Annotated in this window: 23 protein-coding genes; 9 read left to right on the top strand and 14 right to left on the bottom strand. The window is 40.9% G+C overall.

Going from position 1 to position 20,252, the window contains the following annotated elements:
• Positions 1-343: 343 nt before the first annotated feature.
• From AC3E7H_RS06800 to AC3E7H_RS06790, 3 genes are all read right to left on the bottom strand, one after another.
• Positions 344-1,888, bottom strand: coding sequence for a peptide chain release factor 3 (locus AC3E7H_RS06800; protein WP_070460122.1), 1,545 nt, complete (start codon positions 1,886-1,888; stop codon positions 344-346).
• A 207-nt stretch (positions 1,889-2,095) separates the two neighbouring features.
• Positions 2,096-2,788: a YwaF family protein gene (locus tag AC3E7H_RS06795; protein WP_490676287.1), complete on the bottom strand. Its 693-nt coding sequence runs from the start codon at positions 2,786-2,788 to the stop codon at positions 2,096-2,098.
• Between the two features lie 34 nt (positions 2,789-2,822).
• On the bottom strand, positions 2,823-3,497 hold the full coding sequence (locus tag AC3E7H_RS06790) for a YwaF family protein (protein WP_004251928.1): 675 nt from the start codon (positions 3,495-3,497) through the stop codon (positions 2,823-2,825).
• A 212-nt stretch (positions 3,498-3,709) separates the two neighbouring features.
• Here AC3E7H_RS06790 and gatC point away from each other — a divergent pair, with 212 nt between their 5' ends.
• From gatC to nusB, 9 genes are all read left to right on the top strand, one after another.
• Positions 3,710-4,012 (top strand): Asp-tRNA(Asn)/Glu-tRNA(Gln) amidotransferase subunit GatC, encoded by a 303-nt coding sequence (gene gatC / locus AC3E7H_RS06785; protein WP_004251926.1) that lies wholly within the window; start codon positions 3,710-3,712, stop codon positions 4,010-4,012.
• Positions 4,012-5,478 carry an Asp-tRNA(Asn)/Glu-tRNA(Gln) amidotransferase subunit GatA gene (gene gatA, locus AC3E7H_RS06780; RefSeq protein ID WP_061862717.1) on the top strand — a complete coding sequence of 489 codons (1,467 nt, stop codon included), beginning with the start codon at positions 4,012-4,014 and terminating at the stop codon, positions 5,476-5,478. Before gatC ends, gatA begins: the two co-directional genes overlap by 1 nt.
• Positions 5,478-6,923, top strand: coding sequence for an Asp-tRNA(Asn)/Glu-tRNA(Gln) amidotransferase subunit GatB (gatB, locus tag AC3E7H_RS06775; RefSeq protein WP_373094353.1), 1,446 nt, complete (start codon positions 5,478-5,480; stop codon positions 6,921-6,923). Before gatA ends, gatB begins: the two co-directional genes overlap by 1 nt.
• Positions 6,924-6,974: 51 nt before the next feature.
• Positions 6,975-7,367: a hypothetical protein gene (locus tag AC3E7H_RS06770; RefSeq protein ID WP_371620518.1), complete on the top strand. Its 393-nt coding sequence runs from the start codon at positions 6,975-6,977 to the stop codon at positions 7,365-7,367.
• A 50-nt stretch (positions 7,368-7,417) separates the two neighbouring features.
• Entirely contained in the window at positions 7,418-8,374 is a 957-nt protein-coding gene (locus AC3E7H_RS06765) for a zinc-ribbon domain-containing transport protein (RefSeq protein WP_373094349.1), read from the top strand.
• Positions 8,375-8,383: 9 nt separating this feature from the next.
• Positions 8,384-9,511 carry an SPFH domain-containing protein gene (locus tag AC3E7H_RS06760; RefSeq protein ID WP_373094347.1) on the top strand — a complete coding sequence of 376 codons (1,128 nt, stop codon included), beginning with the start codon at positions 8,384-8,386 and terminating at the stop codon, positions 9,509-9,511.
• Between the two features lie 80 nt (positions 9,512-9,591).
• Positions 9,592-10,152 carry an elongation factor P gene (gene efp, locus AC3E7H_RS06755; RefSeq protein WP_000568646.1) on the top strand — a complete coding sequence of 187 codons (561 nt, stop codon included), beginning with the start codon at positions 9,592-9,594 and terminating at the stop codon, positions 10,150-10,152.
• Between the two features lie 28 nt (positions 10,153-10,180).
• Positions 10,181-10,570 (top strand): Asp23/Gls24 family envelope stress response protein, encoded by a 390-nt coding sequence (locus AC3E7H_RS06750; RefSeq protein WP_049503061.1) that lies wholly within the window; start codon positions 10,181-10,183, stop codon positions 10,568-10,570.
• Positions 10,563-10,985, top strand: coding sequence for a transcription antitermination factor NusB (nusB, locus tag AC3E7H_RS06745; protein ID WP_049503062.1), 423 nt, complete (start codon positions 10,563-10,565; stop codon positions 10,983-10,985). Before AC3E7H_RS06750 ends, nusB begins: the two co-directional genes overlap by 8 nt.
• Positions 10,986-11,045: 60 nt before the next feature.
• On the opposite strand, the gene AC3E7H_RS06740 is transcribed toward nusB, so the two are convergent.
• The 11 genes from AC3E7H_RS06740 to AC3E7H_RS06690 all read right to left on the bottom strand — a co-directional run bounded on the left by AC3E7H_RS06740 (position 11,046) and on the right by AC3E7H_RS06690 (position 20,233).
• Positions 11,046-11,771 carry a CPBP family intramembrane glutamic endopeptidase gene (locus tag AC3E7H_RS06740; protein WP_075228489.1) on the bottom strand — a complete coding sequence of 242 codons (726 nt, stop codon included), beginning with the start codon at positions 11,769-11,771 and terminating at the stop codon, positions 11,046-11,048.
• A 269-nt stretch (positions 11,772-12,040) separates the two neighbouring features.
• Positions 12,041-12,808, bottom strand: coding sequence for an acetyl-CoA carboxylase carboxyl transferase subunit alpha (locus tag AC3E7H_RS06735; RefSeq protein ID WP_490676286.1), 768 nt, complete (start codon positions 12,806-12,808; stop codon positions 12,041-12,043).
• Positions 12,808-13,671, bottom strand: coding sequence for an acetyl-CoA carboxylase, carboxyltransferase subunit beta (accD, locus tag AC3E7H_RS06730; RefSeq protein ID WP_254724512.1), 864 nt, complete (start codon positions 13,669-13,671; stop codon positions 12,808-12,810). The genes AC3E7H_RS06735 and accD overlap by 1 nt, the downstream gene beginning before the upstream one ends.
• A gap of 34 nt (positions 13,672-13,705) precedes the next feature.
• Positions 13,706-15,073, bottom strand: a complete 1,368-nt coding sequence (gene accC / locus AC3E7H_RS06725) for an acetyl-CoA carboxylase biotin carboxylase subunit (RefSeq protein ID WP_254724513.1) — start codon at positions 15,071-15,073, stop codon at positions 13,706-13,708.
• 11 nt (positions 15,074-15,084) lie between these two features.
• The gene (gene fabZ, locus AC3E7H_RS06720; RefSeq protein ID WP_000565515.1) at positions 15,085-15,507 is read right to left on the bottom strand and encodes a 3-hydroxyacyl-ACP dehydratase FabZ; all 423 of its coding nucleotides are present in this window, start codon (positions 15,505-15,507) and stop codon (positions 15,085-15,087) included.
• Positions 15,504-15,986: an acetyl-CoA carboxylase biotin carboxyl carrier protein gene (gene accB, locus AC3E7H_RS06715; RefSeq protein ID WP_373094339.1), complete on the bottom strand. Its 483-nt coding sequence runs from the start codon at positions 15,984-15,986 to the stop codon at positions 15,504-15,506. Before accB ends, fabZ begins: the two co-directional genes overlap by 4 nt.
• 2 nt (positions 15,987-15,988) lie before the next feature.
• The gene (gene fabF / locus AC3E7H_RS06710; RefSeq protein WP_045763683.1) at positions 15,989-17,224 is read right to left on the bottom strand and encodes a beta-ketoacyl-ACP synthase II; all 1,236 of its coding nucleotides are present in this window, start codon (positions 17,222-17,224) and stop codon (positions 15,989-15,991) included.
• 22 nt (positions 17,225-17,246) lie between these two features.
• On the bottom strand, positions 17,247-17,981 hold the full coding sequence (fabG, locus tag AC3E7H_RS06705; protein ID WP_490676285.1) for a 3-oxoacyl-[acyl-carrier-protein] reductase: 735 nt from the start codon (positions 17,979-17,981) through the stop codon (positions 17,247-17,249).
• 32 nt (positions 17,982-18,013) lie between these two features.
• Positions 18,014-18,925 (bottom strand): ACP S-malonyltransferase, encoded by a 912-nt coding sequence (fabD, locus tag AC3E7H_RS06700; RefSeq protein WP_490676284.1) that lies wholly within the window; start codon positions 18,923-18,925, stop codon positions 18,014-18,016.
• On the bottom strand, positions 18,918-19,892 hold the full coding sequence (gene fabK / locus AC3E7H_RS06695) for an enoyl-[acyl-carrier-protein] reductase FabK (RefSeq protein ID WP_490676283.1): 975 nt from the start codon (positions 19,890-19,892) through the stop codon (positions 18,918-18,920). The genes fabD and fabK overlap by 8 nt, the downstream gene beginning before the upstream one ends.
• A 116-nt stretch (positions 19,893-20,008) precedes the next feature.
• A complete protein-coding gene (locus AC3E7H_RS06690) occupies positions 20,009-20,233 on the bottom strand; it encodes an acyl carrier protein (protein ID WP_000257840.1) in 225 nt (74 codons plus the stop codon).
• Positions 20,234-20,252: the final 19 nt, after the last annotated feature.

Here is a 20,252-nt window from a genome sequence, read left to right as displayed (position 1 = left end):
GGCCTTTTTCAATAGATTTAAGGTTCCAAAGCAAGTACTTTTTTACTACAACACTGAGTTTTACAAATCGATTTTATTTGCCAAACGCAGTTAGTAAGACAGGTAGCTAGACCACTTCCTTTCTGTTACGACGGCAAAGCCCACGAATCAATACCATTCGTGGGCTTTGCCTAGTGAAGCGTTTAGGTAAACCGTCTTAGTGGATAGTGTTTATTAGATTACGACACTTAGTTTTACAAATCGATTCCATTTGTAAAACTAAGTTAGTGAGGCAGTTAGGCAAGTCTTATAGGACTTGCCGTAGTCTACTTAGATTGCTTTGCAATCAAGTAGACTTACTGAATCACATCTTTTCCTCTAACTCTACATCCGGATACTTATCTGCAAACCAACGGAGGGCAAAGTCGTTTTCAAAGAGGAAAACAGGCTGGTCAAAGCGGTCTTTGGCAAGGATGTTTCGGCTTGAAGACATACGCTCATCCAGATCTTCAGGTTTGATCCAGCGAACCGTCTTTTTACCCATTGGGCTCATAACCACTTCTGCATTGTACTCATTTTCCATACGATGTTTGAAGACTTCAAACTGCAATTGACCAACGGCACCCAACATATATTCACCTGTTTGGTAGTTGGTATAAAGCTGAATAGCTCCTTCTTGCACCAATTGCTCAATTCCCTTGTGGAAAGATTTTTGCTTCATAACGTTCTTAGCAGAAACTTTCATGAAGATTTCAGGGGTAAAGGTTGGCAGTGGTTCAAATTCAAATTTGTTTTTCCCAACTGTCAAAGTATCTCCCACCTGATAAGTACCAGTATCGTAAACCCCGATGATATCTCCAGCTACGGCATTAGTGACATTCTCACGACTTTCTGCCATAAACTGAGTAACATTTGACAGCTTAGCTCCCTTACCAGTACGAGGGAGATTGACACTCATACCACGCTCGAATTCACCCGATACGATTCGAACAAAGGCGATACGGTCACGGTGACGAGGGTCCATGTTGGCTTGGATTTTAAAGACAAATCCTGAGAAATCCTTATCATAAGGATCAACAATTTCTCCATCTGTTTTCTTGTGACCGTGTGGTTCTGGAGCAAACTTGAGGAAGGTTTCTAAGAAAGTCTGCACACCAAAATTAGTAAGGGCTGATCCAAAGAATACCGGAGTCAATTCACCCGCAAGGATGGCTTCTTCTGAGAATTCATTTCCAGCTTCTTGCAAGAGTTCGATGTCATCCTTGACTTGCTCGTAGAATGGGTTGCTAGCAAATAGTTTGTCCCCATCTTCTAAGCTAGCAAAGCGTTCATCCCCTTTGTAAAGTTCCAAGCGTTGGTTATAGAGGTCATACAAGCCTTCAAAGGCTTTCCCCATCCCGATTGGCCAGTTCATTGGATAACTTGCAATACCCAAGACTTCTTCCAATTCTTGCAAAAGATCCAGTGGCTCACGACCGTCACGGTCTAACTTATTCATAAAGGTAAAGACTGGAATCCCACGGTGTTTGACAACCTCAAATAACTTTTTGGTTTGGGCCTCGATACCCTTGGCAGAGTCCACAACCATGACAGCCGCATCCACTGCCATCAATGTACGATAGGTATCTTCTGAGAAATCCTCGTGCCCTGGAGTATCTAGGATGTTCACGCGTTTGCCTTCGTAGTCAAATTGCATCACAGATGACGTTACCGAAATCCCACGTTGTTTCTCGATATCCATCCAGTCAGACTTGGCAAAGTTTCCTGTTTTCTTCCCTTTTACAGTACCTGCCTCACGAATCTCTCCCCCAAAATAGAGCAATTGCTCAGTGATGGTTGTTTTCCCCGCGTCCGGGTGAGAGATGATGGCAAAGGTACGGCGTTTTTTAATTTCTTCTTGAATGTTCATAAGTTCTCTTTCTTTCTACTTTTTTAATAATTTCAATTTATAAGCATTCTTTGTTACATCGGACTCTAAAATTCCTTTCAACACTCCATTATATCGGATTTTAGAGAGTTTTTCAATTGCTTACACAAGAAAAAGCAGGTCAAGATAGTAGACCTGCTCTTCAGATTCTTTTGTTGATTATTTATATCTATCACTCTTAATATCGCTTCACAGATGAATCGTTTCTAGAGCAATTTTCTTTTGCCAACGTTTCTTAAATAAGATATCAAAGAGTACTAGAGCTGCAGATAGAATGATTGAAACCAGAAGATACTTTATCCATATAGGAGCATCTGGGATAAAAGGCGTGGTATTCAAAAGCCCGTAATTCCCACCTGTTACTTGATTAACTCCAACTAGGAAAAGGTTGAGAACAAAAGTGTAGGCGATAATGCGATACTTTTTCAGCAAGGTCTTATCGTAGTGGTTCATAAGATAGACCAAGGAATTGACCAAGAGAGCATAATGCCCAATCAGGAATGAAAAACTGGTAATATGCGGAAAGTCATAGGGATCAAAAACCGGATAGCCCAAAGCAAATACTGCCCCACTAGCCCCCATAAGGGCAAAATACTGCTTGGTTTTCCATTTATCTGGCAAGAAAACTACTGCAAACATGGCCAAACGGCAATGGTAAAGAGGCAGACTATTTGAAAATGGAATGCTAAAACCAATATACCAAGTATAGAGCGCTAGCAGTTGCGCTATTTGAATCCACTTAAATAATCGAACAAATTTGGGATTTTTGTAGTAAGTAAGAGAAGCATAAATAGACAAGGCAAGAAGGCCTATCATGACACCGTACCAAAAAATCGGAATAGGCGGTGGTGTGGTTTGGGTTCTTGTAATAAAATGATGCATAAAATCTCCTTAGAATAATTAATTCATTTGTTCGCTAACTATTCTTATGTTTATATTTGACGAGTTGATTGATAAGGACGAGAATACCTGTCATCAAACTGGTTACTATCAAATAGTTAAGCAAACTACCATGATCCCCAATCACAGGGGGCTTGCTCATAAAGCCATAATTCCCTCCTGTTGCAAGATTAGCTAGAAAGATAATAGCATTGACACCAAAGGTAATCTGGCATATTTTCCAAGTATCCCCTTTTTCAACTTTATAATATCTAACAAGATAAATCAAGCAATTTGCTAAGAGGGCCCAGTGGCCGAAAACATTGTTAACCGAGGAAACATGAGGAAAAGGAAAAGGATAGAAGACTGGATAAACTAAAGCCATAATAGAACCAAATACTCCAACCAGGGCAAAATATTGTTTGAAAAAGGTCTTGTTAGGAGCAAAAAGAATCATCCACATAGCCATGCGACTATGGTAAAAAGGGAGAGCCTCTGACAAGGGCAGGCGTGCCGAAATATACCAAGCGTTGATAATGAGCAACTGAATCAATTGACCCCAATACCAAAATTTTCTGTAACCTTTAGATGATGCGAAACGAATCGATAAAACAGCTATGATTACCAAAGAAGTGGGTAATAAGAAGTACCACATCCCCAAATGAGGAGGGACTGTTTTTTTACTGGTAAAAAGTAAATCCCAAATTTTCATATGTCCTCCTTAACTTGTTCGAATCGGTCAATGTCTCCATCTTGTTTGCCGGCTAAAAACCAATGCTGTTCTTGCTTCTATTTTCAACCATTATATCGAATTAAAAACCATTTTTCAATTTCTATTTCTTTTCAACTTAGCTCACCTTATTTATAGGAAAATATGGTAAAATAGAACAGATAAATAATCATCATTTCACGAAAGGATACCAGATGAAAATTACGCAAGAAGAGGTAACTCACGTTGCCAATCTTTCAAAATTAAAATTCTCAGAAGAAGAAACTGCTGAGTTTGCGACAACCTTGTCTAAGATTGTTGATATGGTCGAATTGCTCGGCGAAGTCGACACTACTGGTGTTGAACCAACGACTACCATGGCAGATCGCAAGACCGTTCTTCGCCCAGACGTAGCCGAAGAAGGAACTGACCGTGATCGCTTATTTAAAAATGTACCTGAAAAAGATAACTACTATATCAAGGTACCAGCTATCCTGGATGATGGAGGAGATGCCTAATGACTTTTAACAATAAAACGATTGAAGAGTTGCACAACCTCCTTGTATCTAAGGAAATTTCTGCAACCGAACTAACGCAAGCAACGATTGAAGATATCAAGGCGCGTGAAGAGGCTATCAATGCCTTTGTCACTATCGCTGAAGATCAAGCTCTTGCTCAAGCTAAAGCTATTGACGAAACTGGAATTGACGCTGATAATGTCCTTTCAGGAATTCCGCTAGCTGTTAAGGATAATATCTCTACAGACGGTATCCTAACAACTGCAGCCTCAAAAATGCTTTATAACTACGAGCCAATCTTTGATGCGACAGCTGTTGCCAATGCAAAATCTAAGGGCATGATTGTTGTCGGAAAAACTAACATGGACGAGTTTGCCATGGGTGGATCAGGTGAGACTTCTTACTACGGTGCTACTAAAAATGCTTGGGACCACAGCAAGGTTCCTGGTGGATCATCAAGTGGTTCAGCTGCATCTGTAGCTTCTGGACAAGTCCGTTTATCACTTGGTTCTGATACTGGTGGTTCTATCCGCCAACCTGCTGCCTTTAACGGGATTGTTGGTCTCAAACCAACTTACGGAACAGTTTCACGTTTCGGTCTCATTGCCTTTGGTAGCTCATTAGACCAGATTGGTCCTTTTGCACCAACTGTTAAGGAAAATGCGCTCTTGCTCAATGCTATTGCTAGCGAAGATGCAAAAGACTCTACTTCTGCTCCAGTCCGCATTGCTGACTTTACTTCAAAAATCGGTCAAGACATTAAGGGCATGAAAATTGCTTTGCCTAAGGAATACCTTGGCGAAGGGATTGACCCAGAAGTTAAGGAAACCATTCTGAACGCTGCTAAACACTTTGAAAAACTTGGTGCTATCGTTGAAGAAGTGAGCCTTCCTCACTCTAAATACGGTGTAGCAGTCTACTACATCATCGCTTCATCAGAAGCTTCATCAAACTTACAACGTTTTGACGGTATCCGCTATGGTTTCCGTGCTGAAGACGCTAAAAACTTGGACGAGATTTACGTTAATACTCGCAGCCAAGGATTTGGTGATGAAGTGAAACGTCGTATCATGCTTGGAACTTTCAGCCTTTCATCAGGTTATTACGATGCCTACTACAAGAAGGCTGGTCAAGTTCGTACCCTCATCATCCAAGATTTTGAAAAAGTCTTTGCAGATTACGATCTCATCCTTGGTCCAACAGCTCCAAGCGTGGCCTTTGATTTGGATTCACTCAACCACGATCCAGTTGCCATGTACTTGGCTGACCTCTTGACCATCCCAGTCAACTTGGCTGGACTTCCAGGAATTTCAATTCCTGCAGGATTTGCCCAAGGTCTACCTGTCGGGCTCCAATTGATTGGTCCTAAATACTCAGAAGAGACTATCTACCAAGCTGCTGCTGCTTTTGAAGCAACAACAGACTACCACAAACAACAACCCGTGATTTTTGGAGGTGATAACTAATGAACTTTGAAACAGTCATTGGACTTGAAGTCCACGTAGAGCTCAACACCAATTCAAAAATCTTCTCACCTACTTCTGCCCACTTCGGAAATGACCAAAATGCCAACACAAATGTGATTGACTGGTCTTTCCCTGGCGTACTGCCAGTTCTCAATAAGGGTGTTGTCGATGCTGGTATCAAGGCAGCTCTTGCCCTCAACATGGACATCCATAAGAAGATGCACTTTGATCGCAAAAACTACTTCTATCCTGATAATCCTAAAGCCTATCAAATTTCCCAGTTTGATGAACCAATTGGTTACAATGGATGGATTGAAGTGGAGCTAGAAGACGGTACAACTAAAAAAATCGGTATTGAACGCGCTCACCTAGAAGAAGACGCTGGTAAGAACACCCACAGTACAGATGGTTTCTCTTATGTCGACCTTAATCGTCAAGGCGTGCCATTGATTGAGATTGTATCTGAAGCCGACATGCGCTCACCAGAAGAAGCCTACGCTTATCTAACAGCCCTCAAGGAAGTGATCCAATACGCTGGTATCTCTGACGTTAAGATGGAAGAAGGTTCTATGCGTGTAGATGCCAACATCTCCCTTCGTCCTTATGGTCAAGAGAAATTTGGTACCAAAACTGAGTTGAAAAACCTTAACTCCTTCTCAAACGTTCGCAAGGGTCTTGAATACGAAGTACAACGTCAGGCTGAAATCCTTCGCTCTGGTGGTCAAATCCGCCAAGAAACACGTCGTTACGATGAAGCCAACAAAGCAACCATCCTCATGCGTGTCAAGGAAGGTGCTGCAGACTACCGCTACTTCCCAGAACCTGACCTACCACTCTTTGAAATCTCAGATGAATGGATCGAAGAAATGCGTACTGAATTGCCAGAGTTTCCAAAAGAACGCCGTGCTCGCTACGTATCTCAACTTGGTCTATCAGACTACGATGCTATCCAGTTGACTGCCAATAAAGTCACTTCTGATTTCTTTGAAAAAGCTGTCGCCCTCGGTGGTGATGCTAAACAAGTTTCTAACTGGCTCCAAGGTGAAGTCGCTCAATTCTTGAACGCCGAAGGTAAGACACTGGAACAAATCGAATTGACACCTGAAAACTTGGTTGAAATGATTGCTATCATCGAAGATGGTACGATTTCATCTAAGATTGCCAAGAAAGTCTTTGTTCACCTAGCTAAAAATGGTGGTGGAGCACGTGAATACGTTGAAAAAGCAGGTATGGTTCAAATCTCAGATCCCGATGTCTTGATTCCAATCATCCACCAAGTCTTTGCCGATAACGAAGCCGCTGTTGCCGACTTCAAGTCAGGAAAACGTAACGCTGACAAGGCCTTCACAGGATTCCTCATGAAAGCAACCAAAGGCCAAGCCAACCCACAAGTCGCCCTCAAGCTACTTGCCCAAGAATTGGCGAAGTTGAAAGAGAACGAGTAAATATACTTTTGTTAATAGACTTTTCCACTAAAAAATAGAAAAGGAGAATAAATGAACAAATTTTTACGAGTACTATTTATTTTAGTTATTGTCGCCATGTTGGGTGCTTCTATTCTACAAATCTTTCTCCCATCATATATGGGAGAGCATTCTGGTTACGGTATTTCTGCAGGATGGCAAAGAGAAATTGGAATTTGGAATCTAGCTGTCTTAATTATTATTCTTGCCGTTAATATTAAGTACGATTGGTTTTACCTGAGAATTGCCCTTCTTGCCCTCATTATTGGTGGTATAGGAATAGGAACAAATCATTTGTTAAATTTTATTGAATATCATTCTCCTGTTAATGCGATTGGCGCTATCGAGAATTATATACTCGTATTTGGTTGGATTATAGGGTGGTTTATTGAAAATAAAACTATAAAACTCCAAAACTCTTTTTAGACATAAAATTTGGCAAAAACTGTTTTTGTACTCACATAGTTAGGAGACATATGAAAAAGTTATATACTCTTCTCGCCACTTGTTTATTGTTGTTCTTCTTCACACCATTTAACTCAATTGATGCTGGAGTTGGCCATTCGCGAAGTGGTAGCTCTAGCCGAAGTAGTTCAAGAAGTAGCAGCCGCAGTAGCTCAAGTCGTAGCTCTTCTTATAGAAGTAGTAATCGCTCTGGAAGCAGCTCCTCTAGTTCAGGTGGCTCTTTAGGTACTGGTATGAACATGCTTATCATGTTTGGTGTCGGAGGATTCTTACTCTACATGTTCATCAAATATCTAAACGACCTGAATTCATCTTCTGGCAAGTCTTACGGTAGTTCAACTGGATATAATCCACCTAGCCATCGCCGAGCAGAACACAACACACTAGCTGTTAGTCGTATCAAATATGGTGATCCAAACTTTGATGCTGATGCCTTCGCTTCATGGGTTAAAGAAGTCTATATTCAGTTACAGGCAGCCTGGACTAAAAAGGATTGGAATTTGGTTCGTTCTCTCGAAAGTACTAGTCTCTATTCCCAACATAGTACTCAACTCGAAGATCATATTCGGGCAAAAACAACCAATGTCTTAGAAAAAGTCTATGTTGAAAATATCCGCATCAAAGATTTCTATGAAAATCCTGATGGTAACGATACCCTTGTTGTTATCTTGTCATCTACACTCAGAGACTATGTTATCGATGATGAGACTCGTAAGGTTATCGAAGGAGACCCTCAACAAGATCTATTTACAGTTTATCAAATGAACTTTATCCGCAAACATGGTAGCCAAACCGAAAACAATGTTCAAGATGAGGCTGTTAGCGACCACTGTCCAAACTGTGGCGCTCCACTTAAAATCTCAGCTATTAGCCAATGTGAATACTGCGGAGCTGATCTCACACGTAGTCCAAACCAATGGGTACTCGATACCTACGATGTTGTGGATGAAGACGAACTTTATAATTAGGAGGAAATTATGGGATTTATTCGTGCCGCCCTATCTTCAGGGCTTAATAGTTTCAACGATAGCAAATTTAAAGAAGCGATCGTACTTCCAAATAACCTAACAGCAGATGCTTTGGCCATTAAAGGTCAACTTCTTTCAAAAGATCCAGACGGCAAATCTAGACAAAGCAATCAAAACACTGGACTACTAACAGATGGTAGTGTCGTTATTGTTCCTCAAGGCTATGTCGCTATTCTAGTGAACAACGGTACCTTCCTTGGAGATGTCTTAGAAGCTGGTAGCCACGAATGGCGTTCAGGAGATAATGCCTGGCTTCTTGAAAAAGGTGGCCTAAAGGGTACTTGGGAAAACTTCAAAAACCGCTTCTCATTTGGTGGTCAAGTCATTACCCAACAAGAAATCATCTTTATTCGTATGCAACCCGTTGCCGGAAATAAATTCGGTACACAAAATGCTGTAGAATACTTCAGTGAACGTTATCAACAACTGCTCAACATCCGTTTCTATGGCTTGTTTGATATCAAAGTTGCTGATCCAGTCCTATTCTATGTTAGCTCCATCAGTCAACAAATTGAAGACCATAAAGCCTTTACATTACAAAATGTAGCTCAAGGAACACTCCGACAAAATATCGCACCAAAGATTGCCATTGCAATTGCTAAATTTACCAATGAAAACAAGGTAGATATCTATAGCCTTAATGCCAATCAAGATACTTTCAATGAGCTAGCTAAACAAGAAGTTAATAAGGTATGGGTTGGACTTTATGGGATTGAAACAACCAACATCCTGCTTGAAGATTTGAGCTATGATCAAGAAAGCTTAGATATTGTCCGTAAGCTTGATAGCGAGCTTGTCGCTATGAAGTACAATACGATTGAGATTGAAGAACGTCGTGCTCGTAATGAAGCTCTCATCGCTGCTGCTAACAATGAAGGCAATGGCAATGGTATGAACATGATTATGGGAATGAACCTAGGACAAACACTTGGTGGTCAACTCAACCAACAAGCCCAAACTCAAGCCCCTGTTCAAAATAACGGGCAAACTGCAAGCAAGAACTTTTACATCGAGGTAGACGGTAAGTATGTTCTCGTAACCAAAGATGAAGAAGGAAATATCGTACCAGTCAACTAATTCAAGCTCATCTGATATTTGAGAATTATTGCATTTTATGGTACAATAAAGAGTAAACTATTTATTAAAGAGGTAAAATCATGATTGAAGCAAGTAAACTAAAGGCTGGTATGACTTTTGAAACAGCTGAAGGAAAATTGATCCGCGTTTTGGAAGCTAGCCACCACAAACCAGGTAAAGGAAACACGATCATGCGTATGAAATTGCGTGATGTCCGCACTGGTTCAACTTTTGAAACAAGCTACCGCCCAGAAGAAAAATTTGAGCAAGCGATCATCGAAACAGTTCCAGCTCAATACTTGTACAAAATGGACGACACAGCTTACTTCATGAACACAGAAACTTACGACCAATACGAAATTCCTGTTGTGAATGTTGAAAACGAATTGCTTTACATCCTTGAAAACTCAGATGTAAAAATCCAATTCTACGGAACTGAAGTAATCGGTGTAACTGTACCAACTACTGTTGAATTGACAGTTGCTGAAACACAACCATCTATCAAAGGTGCTACTGTTACCGGTTCTGGTAAACCAGCAACAATGGAAACTGGTCTTGTCGTAAACGTTCCAGACTTCATCGAAGCAGGTCAAAAATTGATTATCAACACTGCAGAAGGAACTTACGTTTCTCGCGCCTAATCTCTAGAAACTAGAAAGAGGTCATTCTATGGGAATTGAAGAACAACTTGGCGAAATCGTCATCGCCCCACGTGTACTTGAAAAAATCATTGCTATTGCAACTGCGAAAGTTGAAGGAGTACACTCTTTTTCAAACAAATCAGTATCTGACACCCTTTCAAAACTTTCTCTTGGTCGTGGCGTATATCTAAAAGAAGCAAACGATGAGCTCACAGCTGATATCTACCTCTACCTAGAGTACGGTGTCAAAGTTCCTAAGGTTGCTATGGCTATCCAGAAAGCTGTTAAGGATGCTGTCCGTAACATGGCTGATGTTGAAATCTCTGCTGTCAACATTCACGTTGCAGGTATCGTTCCAGATAAAACACCAAAACCAGAATTGAAAGACTTATTCGACGAGGACTTCCTCAATGACTAGTCCATTATTAGAATCTAGACGTGAACTACGTAAGTGTGCCTTCCAAGCCTTGATGAGTCTTGAATTTGGTTCAGATCTAGAAACTGCTTGTCGCTTCGCCTACACACATGATCGCGAAGATACAGACGTACAACTTCCTAACTTCCTTGTAGAGCTCGTTTCTGGTGTCCAAGCTAAAAAGGATGATCTGGACAAACAAATTACTCAACATTTGAAAACCGGTTGGACCATCGATCGTCTGACTTTGGTAGAAAAGAATTTACTACGCCTAGGAGTTTTTGAAATCACTTCATTTGATACTCCTCAACTCGTAGCTGTTAACGAAGCTATTGAACTTGCTAAGAGCTTTTCAGATCAAAAGTCAGCCCGTTTCATCAATGGACTCCTCAGTCAATTTGTGACAGAAGAAGATTAAATAATATAGAAAAAGTGTTTGACTCAAATCAAACACTTTTTTACTTTCTACTTACTAACACTATCTAAAAAAACGATAATAGACATAATTATAAACAAAAATCCAGATGGGCTTGGCATAAGGGAGAAAGTTGAAAAAACTATGGCAAAGGATTGTGATTTTTAGATTCTTAGTCCAACGGTAGACAAGGGCAAAGAAGAGACCGCCTAAACTATAAATGATCAAACTGATGGGATCGCGATGGGAAAATACCAAATGACTGATTCCAAAGATAAGGGCTGATAAGATAACATCCAGATAATACTTGGAGTTTGGAAAGAAGGTATTCATGAAATACCCTCTAAAAACTATCTCCTCCAATATAGGTGCGACGACTACTATTAAACTAAACTTAAGAATAGTTGATAGAAAAGTTGGTTGTCCATTGGAGTATAGGACCGAAAGAAGGTCTTGAAAGATATACTTATTGTCAGTTAAGTGGTGAAATCGTAAGTCAAAAGCATCCACCAACTGACGAAGACAATAAATAGCTACTAGACTGATTACAAGGAAAAAGAGAGTTGACCAACTCCAAGCATTTTTTTCAAAAATGTATAGCATCTTTTTCTTTTTGAGCCAATAGATAAATAATCCTAAAAGAGCTAGTTGCTTTACTGCTAAAATAATAGAATAGCCATCTATCCCCCATCCTAAAAACTTAGTCAGATGCACAACTCCTAACTCTGGTAGATAAACTGATAAAAATACCAGTAAGATAAAGACTCCCAAATGCCCTAGTTTTTTCATACTCACTCCTAAAAAATTACCTTGATGGAGGAAAAGAATAACAACCCCCTATTCACTTTATCAGTTATATACTGACCAAGCACAGCATAAAATCTATAAAAGCTTAGTCTATTTCCTGTAGCACTTATAGATTATCATTCCTTATTATATAATATACATCTTTTTTTATGACTCTCAGTTCCATTTCCTCAACTGTCAATTTTTAATCCTGAAATGAATTTTTGAGAGAAACCAAAAAGCTAGAACCTTTTTTAGCTCTAGCTGTCTTTTTAATATTTTCTAAAGCGTTGATAACGCTCTTCCAAAAGTTTCTCCGACGGTAATTGTTTTAATTGTTCAATTTCTGTTTGAAGTTCATTTTTCACACGAGCTAGTAGCTCTTTGGCAGAGAGACCTCTCTCTGAAATAACCTTATCAACGACTTCCATCTCCAAAAGTTCATGGGAAGTGATTTTCATCAACTCTGCAGCTTCCATGGCACGACTGCCATCCTTCCAAAGGATAGAAGCAAAACCTTCAGGACTGAGAACTGCATAGATAGAGTTCTCTAACATCCAGACACGGTCAGCTACGGCAAGAGCGAGGGCTCCACCAGAACCACCTTCACCAATAATAATAGCGATTATCGGCACCTTAAGATCGCTCATCTCCATGAGGTTACGAGCAATAGCTTCACCTTGACCACGCTCCTCTGCTCCGACACCAGGATAGGCACCTGCCGTGTTGATAAAAGTTACAACAGGACGGCCAAATTTTTCAGCCTGCTTCATCAAGCGAAGGGCTTTTCGATAACCTTCCGGATGAGGTTGTCCAAAGTTACGGTTAAGATTATCTTGTAAGCTTTTACCTTTTTGGATTCCAACAACAGTTACTGCTTGGTTTCCCAACCAACCGATACCACCAATAACAGCACCATCATCTCGGAAGGAACGATCTCCATGCAATTCAACAAATTCATCAAAAATTCCTGTCGCAAAGTCCAAGGCAGTTAAGCGGGTTTGTTCACGTGCTTCTCTGACGATTTTTGCAATATTCATCAACAATCCCCCTTATGTAACCTTACTAATCGAGCAATCATATCTGGCAATTCTCTCCGTTTAACAATCGCATCCACAAATCCATGTTCTAACAAAAACTCTGCCTTCTGGAAATCCTCTGGCAAATCTTCCCTTACGGTATTTTCAATGACACGACGTCCAGCAAATCCTACCAAACTTTGAGGCTCTGCCAAGATGATATCCCCTTCCATAGCAAAGGAAGCTGTAACACCTCCAGTTGTTGGATCCGTAAGGATTGTTAGGTAAAAGAGACCTGCATTGGAATGACGTTTGACTGCTGCAGAGATTTTAGCCATCTGCATCAAACTCATGATTCCTTCTTGCATACGTGCTCCACCAGATGCTGTAAATAAGACGACTGGTAATTTTTCAGCTGTCGCATATTCAAACAATCGAGTGATTTTTTCACCAACGACTGTTCCCATAGATGCCATGATAAAGTTGGAATCCATGATTCCGAGAGCAACTTTCTCGCCCTTGATCAGAGCAGTTCCTGTAACAACAGCCTCATCAAGACCTGTTTTTTCACGCATAGAGGCTAATTTTTTCTGGTAGCCTGGAAATTCCAATGGATCTTGCGTCTCAATTCCTGTGAACATCTCTAGGAAGCTTCCCATATCAATGGTTAAAGCAAGACGCTCTTGAGCTGAAATACGGAAGGTATAGCCACAGTGAGGACAAATACGGTCACTTCCCAAATCCTTCTGGTAAATGGTATGTTTACAACCTGGACATTTTGAGAAGAGTTCGTCTGGAACCTCAGGCTTAGCTTGGGGCTTTTCTCTAAGTGAACGATTGGGATTAATTCGTATATATTTTTCTTTTTTACTAAATAGAGCCATACATCCCCCTTTTCAGTCTCATACTCTTTTTACATTATTCTTTTTCTTGATAGTGTGGTAAGAAAGTTTCCATCAAGAATGAGGTGTCGTAGTCTCCTGCAATCACGCGTCGATCTGAAATCAAATCGAGTTGGAAATCAGCATTGGTGACGACCCCTTCAATTTCGAGTTCATAAAGAGCTCTTTGCATTTTCATGAGTGCATCAAAACGATTTTCACCATGAACAATAATTTTAGCAATCATACTATCATAGTATGGTGGAATGGTATACCCTGGATAAACTGCAGAGTCAACACGCAAGCCAACACCACCGCTTGGTAGATAAAGATTAGTAATCTTACCTGGGCTCGGTGCAAAATTAAAGGCTGGGTTTTCTGCGTTGATACGGCACTCAATAGCATGTCCTTTTAGAACAATGTCTTCTTGCTTAAGAGTCAAAGGTTGACCTGACGCAATACGGATTTGTTCCTTGACAATATCCACACCAGAAACAAATTCGGTTACTGGGTGTTCTACTTGGACACGAGTATTCATCTCCATAAAGTAGAATTTGCCACTTGCTTCATCTAGTAGGAATTCAATAGTACCAGCATTTTCATAACCAACAGACTCCGCCGCACGGACTGCTGCAGCACCAATTTCATTACGCAGTGTTTTCCCAATGGCAATCGAAGGACTTTCTTCTAAAACCTTTTGGTTATTCCGCTGAAGCGAACAGTCACGCTCACCTAGGTGAATCACATGTCCCATCTGGTCAGCAAGAATCTGTACCTCAATGTGGCGAGCAGGATAAATCACACGCTCGAGGTACATAGCCCCATTTCCAAAGTTTGCTTTGGCTTCACTAGAGGCTGTTTCAAAGGCTGATACAAGATCTTCTGCCTTTTCAACCTTACGAATTCCTTTACCACCACCTCCAGCTGAAGCTTTCAGCATAACTGGATAACCAATTTTTTCGGCAACAGCCAGAGCCTCTTCTGCAGTATGGACTTCTCCATCTGATCCTGGAATGACAGGCACATTAGCCTTAATCATTTGAGCACGGGCGTTAATTTTATCTCCCATGACATCCATTACTCGAGCTGATGGCCCAATAAATTTGATACCGACTTCTTCACACATAGTTGCAAATTTGGAATTTTCACTTAAAAAACCAAATCCAGGGTGAATAGCTTCAGCTTCAGTCAAGACCGCAGCTGATAGGATGGCATTGATGTTCAGATAAGATTCTGTAGCCTTCCCAGGGCCGATACAGATAGCCTCATCAGCCAAAAGCGTGTGGAGAGCTTCCTTGTCAGCAGTTGAATAAACAGCAACTGTGGCAATTCCTAATTCTCGTGCCGCACGAATAATACGAACAGCAATTTCACCACGATTGGCAATTAAAATCTTACGAAACATGGAAAACCTCCCTAGTTTCCAATAGCAAAGGTCAGAGTCCCGCTTGCTGCAAGCTTACCATCTACTTCTGCCTTCGCTTCTACTACGGCGATTGTGCCACGACGTTTGACAAACGTTGCTGTCATGACAAGCTGATCACCAGGAACAACTTGCTTCTTAAATTTGACTTTGTCCATGCCAGCATAGAAGACAAGCTTCCCTTTGTTTTCAGGTTTTGATAATTCCAAAACACCTGCCGTTTGTGCCAAAGCTTCCATAATGAGGACTCCTGGCATAACTGGGTATTGAGGAAAATGACCGTTGAAGAAAGGTTCGTTAATCGTTACATTTTTAATAGCAACGATTGTATCTTCGCTGACTTCCAAAACACGATCCACTAAGAGCATGGGATAGCGGTGAGGCAAAGCTTCTTTAATTCCTTGAATATCAATCATTTGATACGTACCAAGCCTTTCCCGAACTCAACCATTTCTTCATTAGCAACAAGAACTTCTGTTACGACACCGTCTTTAGGTGCTGGAATTTCGTTCATGACCTTCATGGCTTCGATGATGACCAAGGTTTGTCCTTTTTTAACAGTATCACCGACTGAAACAAAATTAGGTTTGTCTGGTCCCGCAGCCAAGTAAGCAACTCCGACAAGTGGGCTCTCTACAAGGTCCCCCTCAGCTACAGATTCACTAGCACTTGATTCTGAAACTGCTTCTACAGCTGGTGTTGAAGTTAGAGCTTGAGGTGCTACTGTAGGTGCAGGTGCTGAAACAACTGGTTGAGGTGCTGGACTTGTTTCTGCAACAAGTTTTGCTTCATTCTTGCTGAAGAGTAACTCATCCGTTCCATTTTTATAAGAAAATTCTCTCAAGCTTGACTGGTCAAATTGTGCCATCAAGTCTTTGATTTCATTTAAATTCATCTTTACTTATTCTCCCAACGTTTGAAAGCAAGAACTGCATTATGCCCACCAAATCCAAAAGTGTTTGAGATAGCATAAGGAATTTCACGTTCCAAGCCTTGTCCATAAATAACATTTGCTTCAATGTAGTCTGATAATTCTGTTGTTCCAGCTGTCATTGGAACATAGTTGTTACGAATTGCTTCAATTGTTGCAATGGCTTCAACTGCACCTGCTGCACCTAGCAAGTGTCCTGTAAATGACTTAGTTGAAGATACAGGTACTTCCTTACCAAGAACAGCTACAATCGCTCCACTTTCTCCCTTTTCATTAGCAGGAGTTGATGTACCGTGAGCATTGACATAAGCTACTTGGTCTGGTGTGATTTCAGCTTCCTCCAAGGCAAGTTTGATAGCCTTAATAGCACCTTGACCTTCTGGATGTGGTGAAGTCATATGGTAGGCATCGCAAGTATTTCCATAACCAACAACTTCAGCTAAGATAGTTGCTCCACGTTTTTCTGCGTGCTCTAGACTTTCAAGTACCAACATACCTGATCCTTCACCCATGACAAATCCATTACGGTCTTTATCAAACGGAATAGAAGCACGAGTTGGATCTTCCGTTGTTGAAAGAGCTGTTAAGGCTTGGAAACCAGCAATCGCAAATGGAGTAATAGATGATTCTGAACCACCAACCAACATGATGTCTTGGAAACCAAACTTGATAGAACGGAAGGCATCTCCGATAGCATCATTTGATGAAGCACAAGCTGTATTGATAGATTTACAGATACCATTTGCCCCAAAGCGCATAGCAACATTTCCTGCAGCCATATTTGGCAAGGCTTTTGGAAGTGTCAATGGTTTTACACGTTTTGGTCCCTTATCATGAAGTCGAAGCACTTGATCTTCGATTTCTTTAATCCCACCGATACCTGATGCAACGATGACACCAAAGCGGTCTCTATCAAGAGTCTCTACATCAAGATTAGCATTGTTCACTGCTTCTTGAGCTGCATACAAGGCATACAAAGAATAGTCATCAAAACGATTGGTATCTTTTTTTACAAAGTATTTATCAAACGGAAAATCCTGGATCTCTGCCGCATTATGAACGTCAAAAGCACTGTGATCAAATTTGGTGATTTCACCAATTCCAATCTTTCCATTTTTAAGACTGTTCCAAAATTCTTCTGGTGTGTTCCCAATTGGAGATGTCAATCCATAACCTGTTACTACTACACGATTTAGTTTCATTTTCATACCTCTATTTTAACTCTTATTGCATGGTTAGTCCACCATCAATTGCAATGACCTGTCCCGTTAGATAATCCTGACTTGCAAGAAAGACTGTCACCTCTGCGACCTGCTCTGCTTGGCCAAATTGTTTCATCGGAATTTGTGCCAACATGGCTTCTTTCACCTTATCAGATAGAACTGCAGTCATATCTGATTCAATCATTCCTGGAGCAATGGCATTGACACGCACATTGCGATTGGCAACCTCACGTGCTACCGATTTGGTAAATCCAATCAAACCGGCCTTGGATGCGGCGTAGTTTGCTTGACCGATATTTCCCATCAGACCAACAACACTAGACATATTGATGATAGCACCTTCGCGTGCTTTTATCATCGGTTTCAAGACTGATTGTGTCATATTGAAAGCACCTGTCAGGTTGACTTTCAAGACCTTCTCAAAATCTTCTTCCGTCATCTTAAGCATGAGAGTATCTTGAGTAATCCCAGCATTATTTACTAAGATATCAACTGACCCCAACTCTTCAATGGCTTGGTCTACCATACGTTTTGCATCTGAGAAGTCAGAAACGTCACCAGAAATAGCAAGAACCTTCACCCCGTATGGTTTAAATTCGGCTAGAAGCTCCTCGGAGATTTCACCACGACTATTCAAGACAACATTGGCTCCCAAGCTGGCAAATTTATGAGCAATGGCAAGACCAATTCCTCGACTTGAGCCTGTAATAAAGACATTTTTCTGTTCTAGTTTCATTTTTCTCCTTTCAGAACTTCTACCAGTTTGGTCTAATTTTCTAAGAGTGCTAGTAAACTTGCTTGATCTTCTACATTAGCAAGTTGAGCTGTTTTATCAATCTTTTTGACGAATCCTGACAAAACTTTACCAGGTCCAATCTCGATAAAACGAGTGACACCCGCTTCTTGCATGACTGCAATACTTTCATAAAAACGAACGGGTTCCTTAACTTGGCGAGTCAAAAGTTCTGCAATTCGTTCTTTTTCCATAACCTTCGCTTCTGTATTTCCAACAAGTGGACAAGCAAAGTCAGAAAACTCAACATCTTCTAAGGCTTGAGCTAATTTTTGACTAGCAGATTCCAATAAAGCTGTATGGAAAGGCCCAGAAACATTGAGCGGAATCAAGCGTTTTGCTCCCGCTTCTTGCAAAAGTTCAACTGCACAATCTACTGCAACTACCTCCCCACCAATAACAATTTGACTCGGCGTATTGTAGTTGGCTGGAGTTACAACACCAAATTGAGAAGCGTCTTGACAAGCTTTTTCAATCACTTCAACTGGTGTATTGAGGACAGCCACCATTTTCCCTGATCCTGCTTCTTCCATATAAGCCCCACGTTTGGCAACTAGAGCCACTGCAGCTTCAAAATCCAAGGCACCACTAGCTACAAGGGCTGAATATTCTCCAAGCGACAAACCTGCCACCATATCAGGCTGGTAACCTTTTTCCTCTAGAAGTCGGTAAATCGCAACTGAAGTAGCCAAAATAGCTGGTTGTGTGTAACGAGTCTGATTTAACTTTGCTTTATCATTGTCAATCAAATCACGGAGATCATAACCCAAGACTTGGCTAGCTTGATCGATTGTTTCCTTGACGATAGCATATTGGTCGTATAGTTCACGTCCCATTCCTAGGTATTGAGCTCCTTGACCTGCAAATAGAAAGGCTGTTTTAGTCATTTCTTGTAACTCCTGCCCAACGAGCAGCTTCTGATTGAATCTTTTCAGCTGCACCGTAGTAGATATCTTTTAAGATTTCTTCAACAGTTTCTTCTTTAGAAACCAAACCTGCAATCTGACCGGCCATCACTGAACCACCATCCACATCACCATGGACAACAGCTTTAGCGAGAGCTCCCGCACCCATTTGCTCAAAGATTTCCAAATCTGGATTTTCTTGTTTAAAGGCATCTTTTTCAGCTTGCTCGAAATCACGAGTCAATTGATTTTTGATAGCACGAACTGCATGACCAAAATGTTGTGCTGAGATAGTTGTGTCAATATCACGAGCTTTCAAAATCTTAGCTTTGTAGTTTGGATGAGCATTTGATTCTTTAGCAACTACAAAACGAGTTCCTACTTGCACAGCTTCCGCACCAAGCATAAATCCAGCAGCAGCTCCCTCACCGTCTGCGATACCACCTGCAGCGATAACAGGAATTGAAACAGCCGCCGCAACTTGACGAACCAAGGTCATGGTTGTTAATTTACCAATGTGTCCACCAGCTTCCATACCTTCACAAATGACAGCATCTGCACCGATTTTTTCCATACGTTTAGCCAAAGCTACGCTAGGAACTACAGGAATAACAGTGATTCCTGCTTCATGGAATCGTTCCATATATTTACTTGGGTTTCCTGCACCAGTTGTGACTACCTTAACCCCTTCTTCAATCACAAGGTCAACAATATCATCAACAAATGGAGACAAGAGCATGATATTGACACCAAAAGGCTTGTCTGTTAAAGATTTAATCTTATCGATGTTGGCTTTAACCACTTCTTTAGGTGCGTTTCCTCCACCAATGATACCGAGACCACCAGCTTTTGAAACAGCTCCAGCCAAATCGCCATCTGCTACCCAGGCCATTCCACCTTGGAAGATAGGATATTTAATATTTAATAGTTCAGTGATACGTGTTTTCATATTGCCTCCATAAGTCTTGCTTACGTAATAGTTCGACTTTATTATAATTTGACGGTCAAACTATTACCTAAACAAGAGGGAGCGGGTCTCCCCTACTCCTTCTTTATTTATTCTAATTATTTAGTTTGCTCTTCAACGTAAGCAACCAAGTCGCCAACTGTTTTCAAGTTGTCTTCAGCTTCGATTTGGATATCAAAAGCGTCTTCGATTTCTGAGATTACTTGGAACAAGTCCAATGAATCTGCATCCAAATCATCAAAAGTAGATTCAAGTGTTACTTCTGATGCATCTTTTCCAAGTTCTTCAACGATAATTTCTTGTACTTTTTCAAATACTGCCATGATAGACTCCTTTAAAATA

The organism is Streptococcus sp. SCPM-O-B-15304 (M98) (assembly GCF_058200215.1).
The sequence above is the reverse complement of the archived record's forward strand: the minus strand, read 5'-3'. Positions and strand labels throughout refer to the sequence as shown.